Source organism: Clostridium sp. ZBS15, from assembly GCF_023845705.1.
GTDB classification, from domain to species: Bacteria; Bacillota; Clostridia; order Clostridiales; family Clostridiaceae; genus Clostridium; species Clostridium aquiflavi.
The window spans coordinates 19611-40438 of record NZ_JAMQHY010000061.1 but is presented as its reverse complement, the minus strand read 5'-3'; the positions used below and the strand labels follow the sequence as shown (position 1 = coordinate 40438).

Genomic DNA, 20828 nt, shown 5'->3' with positions numbered 1-20828 from the left:
ATTTTTTATTCTTTAGGGGTACTTATCATACCTTTAAAACACGGTATTCTAAAAGTTATCCACAAATTCTTTAATAATATAAATTTCTAAAGAATAAAAAAACATTTTTCACTATAGAAAAATATGATAATATCAATATAGTAAAATATTTTTAGGGGGACAAAGTAAATGACGTGTGCATCAAAATATCTTAGCCAAGGTTATAATTGTGCTGAATCATTAATTAAATTTTATAATGATGAATATAATGAAAGTATTCCACTTGGATTAGGTAGTGGTATGGGGGCTGGCGCTGGAATTGGAAGTCTTTGCGGCGCTATAAATGCTGGAATTGTAATTATAGGCTTCTTAAAAGGAAGACATAATAATAATGAAATCAATATGGCTAGAGATTACTCTAGGGAGTTTGTAACAAAAATCAAAGAAAAATATTCTACAGAAATGTGTAGAGAATTGAAAGCAAATAAAATTAGTTGTGGTGAAATAGTGGATTTTTCTTATAATACATTAATTAATGTATTACAAAATTAATATTTTATCATAAAAAATGTACTATACACTAATAACTTAGTGTATAGTACATTTTTATATTTTTATAATTCTTGCCTATTATTTTTTTTAGCAATATAAGGCATTATAATACCTAATCCAATTAATATGAATGGTGTTATAATATTAAGTATTAATTTAAATATATCTGTAGAGTACATACCACTAATACATGCAAAAGCAGTAAATACAAAGCACCATGCTCCTAAAATAATACCTATAGTATTATTCTTAACAAAGTAGTACTCTCTATTAAACTTTTCTCCAGCTTTCTTTAAAGCAATATAAGCAATAAATACCCATAAATAACGAAGTGGCATACACACTGCATTTAGCTTTACTAGCCATTTAACTAGATCGTCAACATTTTTAATTCCAATAGCTGGAACTATTATTAATATAGATACTATTATTAATATAAGTTTGTGACCATTTGTATAAGCCCCATTTTTATTTTTTATGAACATTTTTTCTGGAATGAAATTCTTATCTGCACTATCAAGTAACATACGTAAAGGTGCATCAATTGATATAATTAATACTGCAAATTGTCCAATAAGATTTGTAATAGCATATATAATTACGAAGAAATTTCCTAGATGATAATATTCACCTAACTTTTGGAATGCATAATATGCACCATTTGTCATTAAATCATTAGGTACATTATTTGAATCAAACATCATACCAAGTGAAACTGTTCCTAAAATTGCACATACAGCTACCATAATTGCAAGGGCAATCATACCTTTAGAAAATCCTTTTTCTGGATCTTTCATTTCATTAACATAAGGTGAAATTTTCTCGCATCCACCAACTGCAAATACTAAGATAGCTAAATTAGTAAAAAATTTAGTATCAAAAGTAGGCATAAATGTTTTAAAAGACCAATCAATAGTATTTAGCTTTGCATCTGTAATTGATGGTGCTGCTACCATTAACACTATAAATAAAATTGACATTACAAACATTGATGTACCAGCAAGTGCAGATAATTTTTTTAATGGATTTAATCCTTTAGATGCAATATACATTCCAACTAAAAAAACTACTAAACAAGCTAATTGTAACATCTTGGGATTCATTGCACTAATTCTATTATCTTGAAAAATAGCCCAACTTGAGGCAATTATAAATCCTGATGGCTTTTGTGAAATATAAGGCATGTGTACTACCCAGTATGTCCAACCTGCATAATACGCAAGCTTAGGTCCTATAGTTTCGTTAATCCATGAACTAACTCCACCACCACAATCTTTAAATGCTGAACCTAATTCCCCTACCATTAAAGCATATGGTATGAAATAAATAGCAAAAATTATAATCCATGATACAATCGCTTTAAGACCATCATATTCTGAAAATCCATTAATAACATTTCCAAATCCCCATACAGCTGAGAATGCCATAAATGCTAATGTATACCACATAATCTGTTTATCTTTCTTTTCTGACATAACTTTCCCCTTACTTTTATTAATTATTTTAATATTTATATTAAAATAATAACTTAACTTTATATGTTTGTATACGTATTCGACAAAAGTAGATTTTATTTTTTATTTCTTTTATAAAATTATATTTATATATTTTTTATATAATATTATTTTATATGAATACACTTTTAGTCTTCTTTATTTATCATTTTAAAAAATATAATGTCATTTAATAATTAAATTTGTTATATTCACCGAATATTTTTTGTAGTTTGTATGTTTTTTCTAAAGATTAATTGAAAAATAACGATAATTATAATATATTTATCTACTGTTAAGTAATATAGTCTTTAACATTATATATTAGTATAATCTCTTAATTATAAAGTAGCTTTTTCACTAATGAACGTAGTTTTTTACTAACATACAAAGAGAATCTCAATATTTCTTAGCAAATATGAAAAAATATTAGGAGGGTTAATTAAATTATGGAAACAAAATTTAAATTTACAAGTATTCGTTTTAAGCTTATTATTAGCTTTATATTGATTTGTTTAATACCTATTTTATTCCTAGGAATTTCATCTTATTCTAAATCCAAGTCAATTTTAGAAAAGAATTTTGAAGTTAATAGTGCTCAAACTCTTCAACAAGTTGATGAATCTCTTAATACTCAACTTAAAGTTTTTATAAATCCAATTGAAATGATGTCTAATAATATTAACTTTAATGAAAGTGATTTATCCGATGAAAGAATTTCTTTTGCACAAGAAACACTTGGTAATGTAGTGCAAAGTGACAATAATATTTTTAGTGCTTACTACGGTACTGAGAATGGTAAATTTACCATTTATCCTGAAGGAGATATGGGTGAAAATTTTAATCCTAAAGAAAGATCATGGTATAAGAAAGCATTAGAAAACAAAGGTCAAGTTGTTATATCAGAACCTTTTAATGATGCACGAACTGGAAAACTAGTTGTTTCTGTTTCTAAAACAGTTGAGAGAGATTCTAATATTATTGGTGTTGTGTCTATGAATATTTCTCTTGAAAATATTTCTAAATCTTTATCAGAAATTACTATAGGAAAAGCAGGATATGTATATGTTTGTGATTCTAATGGTACAATGTTATTTCATCCAAATAGTGAACTTATAGGTTCAACTGATGTTGTTCAATTAGAAATTTGGAATATGATTAATTCTAACAATAAAGGTTTTTCAAAATATTTATATAAAGGTACTAATAAATTTGCAAGTTTCACTTCTAATCATCTTACTGGATGGAAACTTATAGCCACTATGGATGATTCAGAAATAAGTGATGATGTCAGTGCAATAAGAAATTTAATCTTTATTGTTTCATTCATCGCATTTATTTTATCAATTATTGTTGCTTATATTTTAAGTAAATCTATATCAGATAATGCTAATAAATTAAATATTGCATTTAGTAAAGCATCAGATGGTGATTTAACTGCTAAGGTTAATATAAAAAGTAAAGATGAATTTGGAAGCCTTGGAGACAATTTTAATTCTATGTTAACAAATATATCAGAACTTATGCTAGAAGTAGAAAATTCATCTAAAGTTATACTTGAAACTTCTTCAAGTCTTGCAATAATGGCACAAGAAACAACATTATCAGTAGAACAAGTTTCTCATGCTATAGATGAAATAGCTCAAGGTGCTACACAAACTGCTCAAAATTCTCAAGATGGATCAGTAGAAATTCTTGATTTATCTGATGGAATAAATAAAATAACAGATGCTAATAATCATATTGTAAATATTTCTGAAGGATCTGAAAATTTAAGTTCACAAGGTTTAGATATGGTGAAAATTTTAGTTGAAAAATCTACTAAAACTAAAGATTCAACTTTACAAGTTAGTGAAATTGTTAATGATATGAATTTAAGTACTGAAAAAATTAATGCTATGTCTAATTCTATAGCTGAAATTACAGAACAAACTAATCTATTAGCTTTAAATGCTTCTATAGAAGCTGCAAGAGCTGGTGAAGCGGGGAAAGGATTTGCTGTTGTTGCAGAAGAAATAAGAAAACTTGCAGATGAATCAAAAAATTCAACAGAAGAAATTAAAAAAATAATAGATGTAATAAAAAGTAAATCTTTGACTGCTGTGTCAGCCATGAAAGAAACAGAAATTACAGTAAATGATCAAGAAAAAGTAGTAAATGATACTCACAAAATATTTATTGACATAATAGAGAATATAAAAATTCTTGCTGAAAAAATCAATGATGTTAAAGATGATACTTCAATTATTGATTCTAAAAAGGATAAAGTTGTTCTTCAAATAGAAAACATATCTTCTATTTCAGAAGAAACCGCTTCTGCCACAGAAGAAGTTTCTGCTTCTGCTGAAGAAATAACTGCAACAATGCAAGAGATGGAAAATTACGTAGATAATTTAAGAAAACTTTCTGAAAAACTTGAAGATGGTGTAAATAAATTTAAAATAAAATAAATATATTTAAAATAAACGATGTAGTTAAATTGTATATTTACTATATCGTTTATTTTTGTAATTTTTATAAATATTAAACTGATTCAAATCAAAAAAATATAATAAATTTTGTGTTTTAATTTTAACTTTAAACTAATGGACTTCATTACCACTTCTTTTTATTATATCAATTTATAAAGCTCATTTTCTTCCTTGTTCATTCTTCTTGTTATTTTTAAAAGAATACTATTTGTTTCTGAAATAATATGATTTTTGTTTTCTTTAAGTTTAATCTTAGTGTTAAACTTGTCTTTATAACTTATAAATTGTATCAATATCCCACCCATTTCATCTACATATTTTTGAGCTATATGTTTTACATTATCATCCTTTAATAAATTGGGATATAAAAATTTATCTTCTGTGTTTAAATGAATTTGTAATTTACCAGAAAGTTTGTTTATATTACTTGCTAATTCATCAAAATAATCACTTATATCATCTTTAATTATAATTTCCTCAATTTTTTTGATTATATCGTATATTTCTATATGTTGTCTTTTAAAGTTTTTTAAATCCATGTCAATCCATCCTTTTTACATTATTAAGTATAATTTCTATATTTTAATTATACTTATTAAGTTAAAAAGTGTATGTAACAAATGTTACATACACTTTTTTATTCTAGAGATTAATTTAACTTGCTATTTTAACATCTCAAAGTAACGTTTTGCTAAAGCTTCTCAAGTAATTTGTGTTCTTCTTTTGAAAGATGTAATAAATCAATTTCTCATAGTTTTACAAAAAATACAGCATCATTTAATTATAATTCCGTATACTTTTTGCTACTTCCTTTACACTTTTCTACTGGATATTTCTTTTCATTCTTATCCATCTTATTATTTATTATTTCTGTTAAATCAACCTTTAAACAATCACTCATATGTATGCAATAAATCATTACGTCTGCTAACTCCTCAAGGACATGTTCTTTATCATAATTTTCTTCATCCCATAAAAAATTTTCTAGTAATTCCCCAGATTCTATTGAAATAGCTTTTGAAAGATTAGCTGGTGTATGAAACTTATCCCAGTCCCTATCACTTCTAAATTTTTTTATTCTGTTTAATGTACTTTTCATAAAAAATCACTCTTTTCTTATTAGTTGTTTTTATTCTATTTATATAATTTTAATATTATATTTTTTCAGTCTTTATCATCATTAATTGCTAAATTTTTAACAATTATATTTGATTTTGATATTTAATTTTTCAGTATATTCTATATTACTTTTTATTATAACTTATAATAAGAAATTATTTAGGGTTTTTACAATAAAACTACAAATTCACTCTAAAATACATAATAAAATTTTAAATTTAAGAATAATTTTACTTAATCTAAATATACTTATGAAAAGATTTAAATTAAACATTTGTTAAGTATGTTAAAACATACAGAAAGGAGAAAAATGAGTAGACTAGAGATTACAACGCCTAATGGAGCTCAAACTGTTGTAGAAGGACTTTATAAAGACTTAGAACGTAGAATCATTGCAAGTCCTCCTGGTTTGTGCCCTGTAGATATGGCATCTTCTTTTTTAAAATTATGTCAAGCACAAACTTGTGGAAAATGCGTACCTTGTAGAATTGGACTTGCTCAATTAGAAAATTTGATTGATGATGTTTTAAATCGTAAAGCAACTTTAGAAACTATTGATTTAATTGAAAAAACAGCAAAGGTAGTTATTGATTCTGCTGATTGTGCTATAGGATATGAAGCAGCTAATATGGTTTTAAAAGGAGTAATAGGTTTTAAATCAGACTATATTGAACACATAGTCAACAATAGATGTATATGTAACTTAAATCAGCCTGTTCCATGCGTTGCCCTATGCCCTGCTGGTGTAGACATTCCTGGATATATTGCTTTAATTTCGCAGAAGAGATATTCTGATGCTGTTAGATTAATAAGAAAGGATAATCCTTTCCCAACAGCATGCGCCTTTATATGTGAACACCCTTGCGAAGCTAGGTGCAGACGTAATATGCTTGATGACTCTATAAATATTAGAGGTCTTAAGCGTTTTGCTGTTGATAATGCTGGTAAAGTTCCAATACCCAAATGTGCTTCTTCTACTGGTAAAAAAATAGCAGTAATTGGTGGTGGACCAGGTGGTTTAAGTGCAGCTTATTTTTTATCATTAATGGGACACAAGGTTGTGATTTATGAAAAACGTGAAAAATTAGGAGGTATGCTTAGATATGGAATTCCTAATTATAGACTTCCTATAGAACACTTAGAAAATGATATTTCAGATATATTATCAACAGGCATTGAAGTAAAAAACAATATATCTATTGGTACTAATATATCTTTACTTGATATTGAAAATTCACATGATGCTGTTTATATTGCAATTGGAGCACATATTGATAAAAAAATAGGTATTGATGGAGAAGAAAGTACAGGTGTTATTTCAGCTGTAGAAATGTTACGTGCAATAGGTGAAGATAATCCACCAGATTTTTCTGGTAAAACAGTTGTAGTAATTGGTGGTGGTAATGTAGCAATGGATGCTGCTAGATCTGCAATACGACTTGGAGCAAAAAAAGTATGTAATGTATATAGGCGTAGAAAAGTAGATATGACTGCTCTACCTGATGAAATTGAAGGTGCAATTGCAGAAGGTTGTGAAATTATAACGCTCAAAGCACCTCTTAGAATTGAAAGTGATAAAAATGGTAATGTAACAGCCCTTTTTGTTAAGCCTCAAATAATTGGTAAAATTGACGATTCTAGACGTCCACGTCCTACATCATCATGCCAAGAAGATCAAAGAATTCCTTGTGATATATTAATTGTAGCGATTGGACAAGGCATAGAGTCTAATCATTTTGCTGAATCTGGAGTTCCTGTTAAAAGAGGTGTTATTGAAGCTATGAGTTCTAGTGGTGTTGAAAATAGTCCTGGAATTTTTGCAGGTGGTGATTGTGTAACTGGTCCTGCTACTGTGATTAGAGCAATAGCTGCTGGCAAAGTAGCTGCTGCTAATATAGATACTTATCTTGGTTATAACCACATTATAAGTTCTGATGTTGAAATTCCAAGTGCAAGACTAGATGATAGACCTCTTTGTGGACGAGTTAATACTTCTGAAAGAGATGCTGATATACGTAAAAATGATTTTGAACTTATTGAATATGGAATGACATGTGAAGAAGCTCATCAAGAATCTTATAGATGTCTAAGATGTGATCACTTTGGATATGGAGTATTTAAAGGAGGTAGAATTAACAAATGGTAAAACTTAAAATTGATAATATAGATATTGAAGTAAAAAAAGGAACTACCATCTTAGATGCAGCTAAATCTTTTAAAATTCAAATTCCGAGTTTATGTTATTTAAAAGATATTAATGAAATAGGCGCTTGTCGTGTTTGTATTGTTGAAGTAAAAGGAAAAGATAAATTATTACCTGCTTGCAATAATGTAGTTGAAGAAGGTATGGAAATTTTCACAAATAGTCCTAGAGTTAGAGAAACTAGAAGAACTAATATAAAACTTATACTTTCACAGCATGATTGTCATTGTGCAACTTGTGTAAGAAGTGGTAACTGCAATCTACAAAATATAGCTAATGATTTAGGCGTTATTACAATTCAATATAAAAGAATGATCGAGCCTTATTTATGGGATGAGCAATTCCCCTTAATACGTGATGCAAGAAAATGTATTAAATGTATGAGATGTATTCAGGTTTGCACTAAAATACAAAATCTTAATATATGGGATGTTTCAAATACAGGTACTAGAACAACTGTTGACGTTTCACTCAATAGAAAAATTCAAGATTCAGATTGTTCATTATGTGGACAATGCATAACTCACTGCCCTACTGGAGCTTTAAGAGAAAGGGATAATACCCAGAAAGCATTTGATATTCTTTCAAATAAAGATAAAATTACAATACTTCAAATCGCTCCTGCTGTTAGAGCGTCTTGGGGTGAATCTCTTGGACTTACAAAAGAAGAAGCAACAGTAAAAAGACTTGTTTCTGCACTTAGAAAAATTGGCTTTGATTATATCTTTGATACTAACTTTGCTGCTGATTTAACTATAATGGAAGAAGGTAGTGAATTTTTAGAAAGATTAAAAAATAATACAAATTTGCCTATGTTTACATCATGTTGTCCAGCTTGGGTTCGATTCTTAAAATCTCAATATCCTGATATGACTAAAATGCTTTCTACTGCAAAATCTCCTCAACAAATGTTTGGAGCTATTGCAAAAAGCTATTATGCAAAACTTTTAAATGTAGATCCATCAAAGATATATTGTATCTCTATAATGCCTTGTATTGCTAAAAAACATGAAGCTGAAATTCCTATTATGAATGATGCTGGATACGGTCAAGATATAGACTTGTGTCTTACTACTCGTGAAGTAGAGAGAATGATAAGATCAGAACATATTATAGCTAAAGATTTAAACGAATCTGACTTTGATACACCTTTAGGAATAGGTTCTGGTGCTGGTATTATTTTTGGTTCTACTGGTGGTGTTATGGAAGCTGCTCTTAGAACTGCTTACTTTTTAACATGTGGTAAAAATCCTGATCCAAATGCCTTTAAAGAAATTCGAGGTATGAATGGAATTAAGGAAGCCACTTTTGAAATTAATAATACTAAATTAAAAGTAGCTGTGGTAAGTGGTTTGGGTAATGCTAGAAATTTAATTAAAAATTTAAGAAAAGGAAATGTTTATTATGACTTTATAGAAGTAATGGCTTGTCCTGGTGGTTGCTCTGGTGGTGGCGGACAACCAATTAAAGATGGTATAGAACTTGCAGAAACTAGATCAAAGAAGCTTTATGAGCTTGATGAATTATCTGACATCAGATTTTCTCATGAAAATCCATCAATTTTAAATGTATATAAAGAATTTTTAGAAAAACCTTTATCTAATGTCTCTCATAAGCTTTTGCATACTAATCACAACTTATGGGAAATGCCTCTTTCTCCTGAACTTGATATAAATGATAATTAATTTAAATATATAAAAATAACAGTATAGAAATTNNAATTTCTATACTGTTATTTTACATTATCTATTTTGTTTTTTAACTATAAAATTCAATAATTTCATCTTTTAAAAACTCAGCTGTACCACAGCCAACATTTTCAGTATAAAATTTGTTAAATCGTTCATCGTATACATACATTTCTCCTAGTCCTATATGCGTTTCTTTGAAATAATTTTCATATAAATTATATAAATAAATTTAATCCTGAATCTTCAGTAGCACCTAGATAAGATGCAACTCCTCCTATTTCAACGCCATCAATGAATTCTTCTTTTTTTATTCCCATAAGATCCATGCTCATAGCACATGCAACAACCTTAACCCCCATATTTATTGCGTTAGTTATCAAACTTTCTAAATCGTCAACATTATGCTTTTTCATTATTTGTTTTATCATTGCAGGTCCCATTCCCATCATGTTCATTTTAGATAATGGTAATTTTTCTGGATGTCCTGGCAACATAATATCAAACATCTTCTCCATAGTATTCTTATTTACTTTTGGCTTATTTTTACTTTTTAATATATTAAGACCCCAGAAAGTAAAGAACATAGTAACTTCCTTTCCCATAGAAGCTGCTCCAGTAGCTATTATAAATGATGCTATAGCTTTATCAAAATCTCCACTAAATACTACTAAAGTTGCTCCATTTTTATCTACAGCCGCATTTGAAGATAGTACTTCCTCTTTCTTTGTTCCTTTTTGTATATAAGCTACAAAAGCATTTTTACTTTTATTAAATTCTGATTTAAGTAAAGTATTATTAGTTTTTTCACACCATGCTTTTATATCCTTACTAAATCCAACATCACTTGCTTTTGCCTCTAAAATTTGACCTTCTTCCATTTTATTAATTTCTTCAAATACTCTTCTTATCGGTCCTGGACATTGAAGTCCACAAGCATCTAACGTAACTTTTGCATTTATTTCTGTTATATCTAAATCTTCTAAACTCATAGCTGCTACCTCTTCTTTTATCTCGTTAAGTTTTTCATCTTGATTTTTCAAACTTTCTTCTGCTCTTTTTACATACATATAAGTCTTTAAACCACCATCTATGTTAGTGCAATTTATTCCTTTTTGTTTTAATATTCTACAAGCTACATATCCACGTAACCCAACTTGACATGTAACATATATATGTTTATCTTTTGTTATCTCATTTAATCTATTTCTCAAATCACCAAGAGGAATGTTAATTGAATTATCAAATTTCCCAGTAACTAATTCAAACTCTTCTCTTACATCTAAAATTATAGAATTATTTTTATCTATATTATCTATTTCATCCCATTGAATTGTATCAACTATTCCTTCTATAATATTTGCTGCATAGTATCCTAACATATTAACTGGATCTTTTGCTGAATTGTATGGTGGTGCATAACACACCTCAATGTCTTGTAAATCAAAAACACTAAAATTCCCTTTAATTGCTGTAGCTAATATATCAATACGTTTTTCAACTCCACTCATTCCTACAGCTTGAGCTCCAAATATTTTCCCATCCTTAGGATCAAACAACATTTTAATTGCTATTGGAAAAGACCCTGGATAATATCTTGCATTAGAACCTGGATGTATATGAATTGCTTTATAATCAATACCTAGTCTTTTAAGCGTTTTTTCATTATTGCCAGTTGCAGCTACTGTATAGTCAAATACTTTGGCAACTGATGAACCAAGGCTTCCTTTATACTCCTCATTTTTTCCAATTATATTATTAGCAACTAATCTACCTTGACGATTTGCAGGCCAAGCTAGAGGAATCATTGTAGGCTTCTTATTTACAAAATCCATAACTTCAATTGCATCTCCTAATGCAAAAATGTTTGAATCAGAAGTTTTCATATGCTTATCTACTACAATAGCGTCTCTTTCATTTAACTCAATGCCTGCTTCTTTAGCTATTCTAGTTTCTGGTTTAACACCAATTGATAAAATTATCATATCAGTATTAATTTTTCTTCCACTTTTTAAAACGATTTTCTTTCCTTCGTCTTCAAAAGACTCTACACCGTCTTTTAAAATTAATTCTACATTCTTATCAATTAAATGATCATGTACTATACTTGCCATTTCTATATCAATTGGAGCCATTACTTGATCACTAGCTTCTACTAAAGTTACATCAATACCTCTTTCCTTTAGATTTTCAGCCATTTCAAGTCCTATAAATCCTCCACCTATTACAACTGCTTTTTTAGGATTTTTATTATCAACAAATTCTTTTATTTTATCCGTATCTGGTATATTTCTAAGTGTAAATAAATTATCACATTTATCAATTCCTGATATTTTAGGTTTTAAAGGACTTGCTCCTGGAGATAATACTAAAATATCATAGTCTTCTTCATAAACTTCATTACTCTTGTAATCTTTTATACTAACTTTTTTATTTGCCTTGTCTATTTTTATAACTTCACTTAAATTTCTTATATCTAAATTGAATTTTTTACTCATTTCTTCTACAGTTTGAACTATAAGTTTTTCTCTATCATTAATGGTCCCTCCTATATAATATGGAAGTCCGCAATTAGCAAATGATATATATTCACCTTTTTCAAACATAATTATATCCAAATTTTCATCTAGCCTTCTAAGTCTAGCTGCAGTAGATGCTCCACCTGCAACCCCACCAACAATAATAATTTTTTTAGCCATGTTATCTCTCCTTACTTTATTATTTTTAACATAAACATTTATATAAAGTAGTATTCTCTAATATTGCTTTCTGTATTTATTCAAATGCTACAAGTCTTTATTTCTTATATTTTAATAAAGTTATACCATAATAAGCTTATTAGAATCTGTGACTTTATCACACAAATATAAAATCAGTTTTAACATATGAAGGATTATATTATGCAATTTTAACTATAATATTTGAAATCACTATAGGTATATATTTTTCTTCTACTATAATTAAATCATTAACTAATAATATAACTTATATTAATTATTGTTTTAAACTTACCCCTATTTTCATATCATCTTCAATTTTAATTGTTATTTCAATTATACTTCCAAGAATTATATACAAAAATACCTATAAAAAAAGTCTTATTGATAGAATAGAAAATTTTTAATAACAGAAAACCTTGTAATTCTAAAACTACAAGGTTTTATATTTTTTATTTAATATCTGAAAGTTCAATAAGTATTTTACTATCAATTTCATCTTTTTTATGCAAATTGAATTCAATATCATCTAACTCTTCCTCTATCTTTACATTAGGTAAATTGATTATAAATTCACAGCCTTTTTCTTCATTATCTTTTAGATTGATCTCTCCGTTATGAGAATTTACTATATATTTAACTAAAGATAAGCCTATTCCACTTCCCTCTACATTTCTTCTAAAAGACTTATCAACTTGTACAAATCTTTCAAAAACGCTTTTTCTAAAATCTTTTGGAATTCCTATTCCATCATCTTTTATAGTTATGCTTAAATACTCATCATTATTTTGACTTTCAATATTCACAAATATATTTCCATTATCACTTGTAAATTTAATAGCATTAGAAAGAAGATTTAAAATTGCTCTTTCCATATTTTCTGGATCACACTTTATTTCAAGGAACTCACAATCTGTATCGAAAATTATATTCCTTTTTCTAGCTTTCTCATATTCTGCTATTGATAGAGTTATATTTTCAACCAAACTAATAATTTCACAATTAACAAAATTCATTTTAAAACATCCAGCATCAAACTTAGTAACATCAATAATATTATTAATAAGTCTTAACATCCTAGAACAATTTTGTGAAATTGTGTTTTCATATTTATTGTAGTATTTTAAAAATTCTTCTTCATTATAATTGTACATTCTTAAAAGTTGAAAAGATGAAATGATTATATTAAGTGGTGTTCTAAGTTCATGAGATATGTTTGCAAAAAATTGACTCCTCATTTCCTCTTCTTCCTTCAATTTATACATTTCATTTTTTTGATTAACCACTTCATAACTTAACTCCTTGTTTTCTTTAGACTTAGTTATTATTTCTATAAATACACTGATTATTATTATGAAAAAACCTAATGCCAATAGACAGCGATTTAATACATACATCATCTTTTCGTCTTTATATAAACTTTTAACTAGTAAAATTCTGCTCAAAAACATAACACTTAAACTAGCAAAAGTTATAAAATAATTAAATTCTTTTTCTTTAAAGTATTTTATACATACTTCTAATATTAATAAGTACGTCGCTAAATTTATTATACACTTAATAATCATAAGAATATTTATATTAATTGCATGTGAATAGTACTGCATTATATTTAACTCCATTAATATAAATAATACATTAGAAATCAAAACAAATATTACTGTAGCAAATCTATTTTTACAAATACCTTTGGTTACTTTGTTTTGATTGAATATAGTTAAATATAATAATAGCGTTCTAAATATTGATGCAAAACCTACAAATGATGAGTTAGAATGCATAAGAACACTTATATTTATATGTTTTGTTAAAAAATCAACTATTAAAAATTCAGAATATATAGATAGATAGATTAGTGAAAACATAAAAAAATAATTTTCTTCGTATAAATAATAATATAAAAAACAACAAAACACTGATATAAATCCTATTATATAATTTATACCTTTTATATCTTTAACAAGAGTTAATTCAGCTAAATCTACATTATTAACCATAAAAATATTCAATTTAAATATAATATAAAAGCTAATTACATTTGTTATTATAAGCAATATTAACTTTTTGTTAATCCCCTTTATCCCTTTCGTCAGCACTTTAAAAGTCCCCCCTGTTAAATAAGTTAAGTATTTTCTTTCTGTTTATATAAAACACATACTCATATATAAATTTATTAACAACATTGAGATATTAATTCAGTACATATATATTGAAATAAATTCCATATTTATATATGTTTATATAAAATATCCTATTAATTCCTGTCCGTATTATAGCATTAATTTAAATTAATTAAAATAGTATTTGTATCTTTTTAATATAATTAAGCCTAATCTAACTTTTCTTCATATTAATAAAAAAGTACTCTATAAAACCTTTCAAATATATTCTTTATATCTTCCTTAGGAATTCCAAATCCTGTATATTTAATACTTATATCACCTAACACTAATCCTTAATTATTAAAGTAAATGATTGTGATCCTGCATTGCCACCAGTATCCATAAGCATAGGGATAAATGCTGTAATTATTCCAACTATTCTATCTTCTTTGTCAACTACAGTCATATCAGCTTTTAAATCCAAAAATTCAATTGTCATTATTGCACCTTCTGATATTATTTTAGCTATATCTACTGAATTCATATCTTTAAAATAACTACCTATAAAACCACCTTAAATTAAGTTCATTTTATAGATAGATACTTATACTATTTAGTTATACATTTACTGTGTTAATTTCTTTTCTAAACTTTTTGATTGCTTTCTTTGAGCCTCTTTTTAAATCTTTGTCTAATTTTCTTTCTTTAAAACTTACAAATAATTGATTCAAATCATAATCTTTTGGATACAATTCTTCTGCTGTAAATTCCAACTTTAATCTTTTAAAATTCACTTCTACAAATTCATTATTTAAAAATACAACTACATTATTAAATCTATCTTTTGTTTTATAGACTACTGCACTAACCTTTTTATCTAATAATAAAACTTTATCACCTATTTTATAGTCATACTCATTAATTATATCTTCATATTCTAAGTTTTCATTTTCAGTTTTATTCTTTAATAATTTTCTTGAATCTATAATCTCATAATTATATTCTTTACTCTTAAAATATCTCTTACTTCTATCAAGTATAACATTATCAATGCCCATTTTTTTTGCAATATATAAGGCGTTACTTTCCCCACTTTTTCCTATATTAAGCCTATACATAGGTTCTAAAGTATCTTTTTTAAATTCCATTGCAGCATTTTCAAAATGTGGATGATTATAAGAAAAATTTTTAATTTCACCATAATGAGTGGATGCAACTGTTATACATCCTTTTTTATAAAACTCCTCTAATATCGCAATAGCTAATGCTGCTCCTTCATTAGGTTCTGTACCACTTCCTATTTCATCAAATAAAAGCAATGTATTTTTAGTGCTTTCTCTTAAAATTCTTGATAAATTACCAACATGTGATGAAAATGTACTTAATGAATTTTCAACGCTTTGATCATCACCAATATCAACAAATATATTATCAAACACAGCCATTTCAGAGTTTTCATTTGCACTTATATGAAATCCACTTTGGATTGCCATTGTAAGAATTCCCACTGTTTTTAATACTACTGTTTTTCCTCCAGCATTAGGACCAGTAATTATTAAACTTCTATATTCCTCTCCTATTTTTAAATTTAAAGGTATTGAATTTTTAATTAATGGGTATCTTCCATCCACTATATTAATAAAGCCGTGATTATTTAATTTAGGTTTAACGCCTTTAATATCCTTACTATATTTTGCTTTAGCTAATATCATGTCATATTCAGATATAACTTCAACATTAACTTTTAATTCTCTAATTCTTGAAAAAATCATTTCTGTTAAAGTTGATAGTATCTTATATTCTTCAATGCTTTCTTCACCCCTTAAAGAAGCTAGTTCAACTGTATATTTAGATATTATGTTTGGCTCCATAAATACAGTGTTTCCTTTTGAAGATACTTCCACAATACTGCCACTAACTTGATTTTTATATGAAACTTTTATTGGAACAGTATATCTTCCATTTCTTTGACTTACAAAAGCTTCTTGCAAATATTCTCGATTAGATGGACTTTTTATAAATTTTTCAAGTTTTTCATTTATCTTTCCTTCACATAAATCAATGTGCTTTCTTATTTTTTTCAATTCTTTTGTTGCATTAGAATCAATTATCGTACCTTTAATTGATATTGAAATTTCCTCTTCTATATATTGAAGTTCAGTTATATTTTCTCCATAGCTGCTTAATGTAGGCGCATATCCTTCTTTGTCTTTAATAAATAATTTTACTTTTCTACATCCTCTTAAAAAATCACCAATAGTTATTAATTCTGAGGGTTCAAGCACTGCCCCTTTTTCCATTTTATTCAATAATGGATTTATATCAAATATTCCTTCAAGAGGCATATGATAAGATGCATCTATAAGTCTTCTTCCTTCTGAAGTTTCATTTAACATTCTATTTACTTGCTTTAAATTCTTACTTGGCATAAGTTTATCTATTAAATTTTTACCTAAATTGCTTATACAATATGATTTTACAATTTCTTTTAAATTTTCATAATTTAATTTTTCTATTGTTATATTATTCATTCTTTTCGTCCTTCTTTTTTTAAATTCAAGTCACGAAAATCTATATAGATTTCAAGATTTAAATTATATTATTTTAGTAATATTATTGTTTTTAAGCCTATAAATATAATTACAAAATAAATAAAGCCATGGATATCTCCACGGCTAAAAAATCAACATTAATAAAACATATAGTTATTTATATCTTTTAAAGTAAAGTTATTTCATGACTCGTAGTGTATCTATAATAATTAATTTTTCCATCAACAAATAAAGGTTCTATAACCTATTTTTTGATGAATATTAAATTAGTTATAATTAAATACTTACTACACTCACAAAAATACCTTCCTTTTTCTGAAATCTATATATTTTATATTATTTTAAAACTTATAGTTTGTCAATAATAAATTTTAAAATAATAATCTTTATTCTACTCAAAGTATTTACATAAATTAAATATATCTATTTTTCTTATAGTATCTACTCTCACATCAGCTTTTGATAAATCTTGATTACCTGAATTTACATTATCAAAACCTATACATTTCATTCCAGCTCTTTTAGCAGCTTGTACACCATTATGAGAATCTTCAACTACTATACAATTTTTTGGACTTATACCTAACTTTTTGCTTACTTCTATGTAAACATCAGGATATGGTTTACTTCTTTCAACTTCTTCTCCACTTACTATATAATCAAAAGCATCATGTAGATTAAACTTATCTATAACAGCTTCTATTAAACTTCTAGGAGAAGATGATCCTATAGCTGTCTTTATATTATTTTTTCTTAAAGCATTTAATAATTCTCTAATTCCATTTATAGGTTCTAGTGACTCTTCTTTTACTTTGTTAATAATAAGTTTAGATTTATACTCCATAAGCTCACTAACAGATTTCTTTATTCCATATCTTTCTTTTAATTTTGTAAAAATATATTCATTTGTAGCACCTGCATATAATGCTAATTCTCTCTTAGATATATTTATCCCCAAGGTATTCATAATTTCGCCATGCACCTGACGATGTATTGGTTCACTATCTATTATTACACCATCCATATCAAATATAAATGCGTTCATAACTTCACACACCCTTTTCTATTTCTTTTATTAATTATAACATAATTAGGATTTTTTACCTATTCATATTTGAAAGTTACTTTTTAACAACACTTAAATAAGTGTTACTTATCATCTTATTGCTACAACTTATTATATTCTAATCTTACATATAAAAATAAGGATTATTTTCACAAAACAATCCTTATTTTTTATTGTTATATATCTCTAAAAACTCATACTATACTTTAATAATTTAAATTCCTTGTTGCATACAAGTCCTTAAATCATCATCAGGTTCACTTATTAATTGTAGATTAAATGTATCAACTAAATATTGTAGTACATTAGGGCTAAAGAACGCAGGTAAAGTTGGTCCAACAAATATTCCTTTTATGCCTAATGAAAGTAATGCTAAAAGGTCAGCAACTGCTTTTTGTTCATACCAAGATAAAATTATTGAAAGTGGTAATCCATTTACATCTGTATCAAAAGCATCTGCAAGTGCTGTTGCAATTCTAACTGCTGAATATGCATCGTTACATTGACCAACATCTAACAATCTTGGAAGTCCTGCAACTTCTCCAAAATCTAGCTTATTAAATCTATATTTTCCACATGCAAGAGTAAGAATTATACAATCCTTTGGAACTTTCTCTGCAAATTCAGTATAATAATTTCTTCCTGGCCTTGCCCCATCACATCCTCCAATTAAGAAGAAGTGTCTAACTTTCCCATCCTTAACTGCATTTACTATTGTTTCTGCATTACTTAAAGTTGCATGATGCCCAAAACCCACTAATATTTCATGTGGTTCTTCTGATTCTTTAAATCCACCAAGTTCTAATGCCTTTTCTATTATCTCTGTAAAATCTTTGTAACCATCCTTCTCTGCCTTTATATACTTTACTCCATCCCAGCCAACTACACTTGTAGTAAATATTCTATCCTTATATGTTTCCCTAGGTCTCATAAGACAATTTGTAGTCATAAGAATACATCCTGGAATACCATCGAATTCCTTTTGTTGATCCTGCCAAGCTCCACCATAATTACCAACAAGATGTTTATATTTCTTAAGTCCTGGATATCCATGGCTAGGTATCATTTCCCCATGAGTATATATGTTAATTCCTTTTCCTTCTGTTTGCTTAAGTAGCATTTCTAAATCTCTTAAATCATGACCAGAAACAATTATAAATGCTCCTTTCTTAATATGTACATTAACCTTGTGTGGCGTTGGATTTTTATAAGTTTCAGTATTAGCTTCATCTAATTTTTTCATAACTGCTACACTCATATCTCCAGTTCTCATTGTCATTCTAATTAGTTCTTCAACACTTAAATTACCATTTGTTGTACACTCTAGTCCTCTAAAATAAAAGTTATCAACTTGATCATCATAATAACCTAAAAATCTAGCTTGATGACCATAAGCACTTATACCTTTTAATCCATAAATAATTGTTTGCCTAAGTGATCTTACATCTGCATCTATATTTTGATCAAACATAATTCCAGCTTTTTTAGAGTCTTTAAGCATTTCTTCCTTAGTTTTAGTTAAATCATAAGTTGCTTCTTCTGGATATTCCTTATCATTCCCTACTTTATTTCTCAATTCTTCTTTGATTTTTTGAGAATCTCTAAGCATTTCAACATGAACTTCTGCATCAAAATTAACATTAGTAAGTGTCGTAAATAATGAATTTTCTACGAATCTAACAATACTCTTATCTATGTTTTCTCCCTTTTCTATAAGTTCCATTGCATAAACACTTATACCTTTACATTGGTATATAAGTAAATCTTGAAGATTAGCTACTTCAGGTGTCTTTCCACATACACCTAATTTAGTACAACCTTTTCCCCCTGCTGTTTGTTCGCATTGATAACAAAACATTGGATTTTCTTCCATAACATATCACTCCTATTAAAATTAGTCTATCTTAATTGTTTCACTTAATAATAATTAATATGTACTTATTTTTATTTTTATAAAAAAAATCTTTAACAATGCTCTAAATGAACATTGTCAAAGATTTTATTATATTTGAAAATCTCAATATTTAAATTACAACAAAACATATAAGTAGAAAATTATATACTTCTAACTTTAAAAACTTTCATAATTAAATTAAAATTCTATAATCTCAGATACAATTCCTTGTTCCTTCATTTCCTCAATTGCACCTTTATATTCTTCTATTTGTGGTGCAATCTTAACTGCTTCTTCATAACAATATAATGCTTTCTTCTCATCATCAAAATGATGATAACAAGCTGCTAATTTATTAAGTAATAAATGATTTTTCTTGTTTATTTTAAGTGACATTTTGTAGTACTTAATAGCTAACTTATAGTTAAGACTAAACTTGTCATTTTCTTTAAACTCTAAAACATTTTCTCTATTCATATAGATATTTCCGATACACTCATATACAGTACACATTAAACTACTATAATTATGCTTTTCTTCTTCTGTAAATTCTTGTTCACCTTTTCTAAAATAATCTAATGCATTATCAATATCACCTAACTCTGCATAGCAAAACCCTATGTGAATAAGACTCAATGACTCCTTGCTAAGTTCATAATATTCATCAAATAATTTAATTGCCTCATTAAAATTTCTTGAAGCTCTATAAATAAGTCCTTTTATAAACATTGCATAATAATTCTTAGAATCAAATTCTAATGCTTTACTCGCAAAATATAATGACTTTTGAAGTTTTCCTTTTTTTAAATCACTCATAGCAATGTTGTTTAGAACTAATGAAAGTTCCTCTTCTGTTTTTATAATTCCGCCTGTTATATTTATCTTGTTTTCCTTTAAAAAATTATCTATTTTATCTTTTAAGTTTTCTTTCATTTCATCTACACCTACTTTGGTATTTAATTTTTAATTACATTTTAACATAAAAGTGAAAT

At 27.1% G+C, this 20828-nt stretch carries 14 protein-coding genes and 1 pseudogene; 4 read left to right on the top strand and 11 right to left on the bottom strand.

The window, feature by feature from the left end; translation table 11 throughout:
• Positions 1-168 precede the first annotated feature (168 nt).
• Positions 169-531 carry a C-GCAxxG-C-C family (seleno)protein gene (locus NG904_RS15705; protein WP_252232605.1) on the top strand — a complete coding sequence of 121 codons (363 nt, stop codon included), beginning with the start codon at positions 169-171 and terminating at the stop codon, positions 529-531.
• 62 nt (positions 532-593) lie between these two features.
• Here the strand turns inward: NG904_RS15705 and NG904_RS15700 are convergent, their stop codons facing one another.
• On the bottom strand, positions 594-2006 hold the full coding sequence (locus NG904_RS15700; RefSeq protein WP_252232603.1) for an APC family permease: 1413 nt from the start codon (positions 2004-2006) through the stop codon (positions 594-596).
• Between the two features lie 467 nt (positions 2007-2473).
• Here NG904_RS15700 and NG904_RS15695 point away from each other — a divergent pair, with 467 nt between their 5' ends.
• Entirely contained in the window at positions 2474-4474 is a 2001-nt protein-coding gene (locus NG904_RS15695; protein WP_252232601.1) for a methyl-accepting chemotaxis protein, read from the top strand.
• Between the two features lie 161 nt (positions 4475-4635).
• Here NG904_RS15695 and NG904_RS15690 read toward each other — a convergent pair whose 3' ends face one another.
• Both NG904_RS15690 and NG904_RS15685 read right to left on the bottom strand, forming a co-directional pair.
• A complete protein-coding gene (locus tag NG904_RS15690; protein WP_205454947.1) occupies positions 4636-5034 on the bottom strand; it encodes a hemerythrin domain-containing protein in 399 nt (132 codons plus the stop codon).
• 242 nt (positions 5035-5276) lie between these two features.
• A complete protein-coding gene (locus tag NG904_RS15685; protein WP_205454946.1) occupies positions 5277-5594 on the bottom strand; it encodes a nucleotide pyrophosphohydrolase in 318 nt (105 codons plus the stop codon).
• 330 nt (positions 5595-5924) lie between these two features.
• Here NG904_RS15685 and NG904_RS15680 point away from each other — a divergent pair, with 330 nt between their 5' ends.
• Together NG904_RS15680 and NG904_RS15675 are read left to right on the top strand one after the other, a co-directional pair.
• Positions 5925-7760: an NAD(P)-binding protein gene (locus NG904_RS15680; RefSeq protein WP_252232599.1), complete on the top strand. Its 1836-nt coding sequence runs from the start codon at positions 5925-5927 to the stop codon at positions 7758-7760.
• The gene (locus NG904_RS15675; protein ID WP_252232597.1) at positions 7754-9502 is read left to right on the top strand and encodes an NADH-dependent [FeFe] hydrogenase, group A6; all 1749 of its coding nucleotides are present in this window, start codon (positions 7754-7756) and stop codon (positions 9500-9502) included. The genes NG904_RS15680 and NG904_RS15675 overlap by 7 nt, the downstream gene beginning before the upstream one ends.
• A 73-nt stretch (positions 9503-9575) precedes the next feature.
• Here NG904_RS15675 and NG904_RS15670 read toward each other — a convergent pair whose 3' ends face one another.
• From NG904_RS15670 to NG904_RS15635, 8 genes and pseudogenes are all read right to left on the bottom strand, one after another.
• Positions 9576-9737, bottom strand: coding sequence for a TipAS antibiotic-recognition domain-containing protein (locus NG904_RS15670; RefSeq protein WP_353846075.1), 162 nt, complete (start codon positions 9735-9737; stop codon positions 9576-9578).
• Positions 9724-12204 carry a CoA-disulfide reductase gene (locus NG904_RS15665; protein WP_252232593.1) on the bottom strand — a complete coding sequence of 827 codons (2481 nt, stop codon included), beginning with the start codon at positions 12202-12204 and terminating at the stop codon, positions 9724-9726. The genes NG904_RS15670 and NG904_RS15665 overlap by 14 nt, the downstream gene beginning before the upstream one ends.
• A 470-nt stretch (positions 12205-12674) precedes the next feature.
• Complete coding sequence (locus NG904_RS15660) at positions 12675-14318, bottom strand: sensor histidine kinase (RefSeq protein ID WP_252232591.1); 1644 nt, start codon at positions 14316-14318, stop codon at positions 12675-12677.
• A gap of 329 nt (positions 14319-14647) precedes the next feature.
• Positions 14648-14760, bottom strand: a pseudogene (locus NG904_RS17500) (magnesium transporter); the annotation flags it as partial.
• Positions 14761-14941: 181 nt separating this feature from the next.
• Entirely contained in the window at positions 14942-16855 is a 1914-nt protein-coding gene (locus tag NG904_RS15650; protein WP_252232589.1) for an endonuclease MutS2, read from the bottom strand.
• Positions 16856-17267: 412 nt separating this feature from the next.
• Positions 17268-17921: an HAD family hydrolase gene (locus NG904_RS15645; RefSeq protein WP_252232587.1), complete on the bottom strand. Its 654-nt coding sequence runs from the start codon at positions 17919-17921 to the stop codon at positions 17268-17270.
• Positions 17922-18156: 235 nt separating this feature from the next.
• The gene (gene hcp / locus NG904_RS15640) at positions 18157-19815 is read right to left on the bottom strand and encodes a hydroxylamine reductase (protein WP_252232585.1); all 1659 of its coding nucleotides are present in this window, start codon (positions 19813-19815) and stop codon (positions 18157-18159) included.
• Between the two features lie 219 nt (positions 19816-20034).
• The gene (locus NG904_RS15635; RefSeq protein WP_252232583.1) at positions 20035-20769 is read right to left on the bottom strand and encodes a tetratricopeptide repeat protein; all 735 of its coding nucleotides are present in this window, start codon (positions 20767-20769) and stop codon (positions 20035-20037) included.
• Positions 20770-20828: the final 59 nt, after the last annotated feature.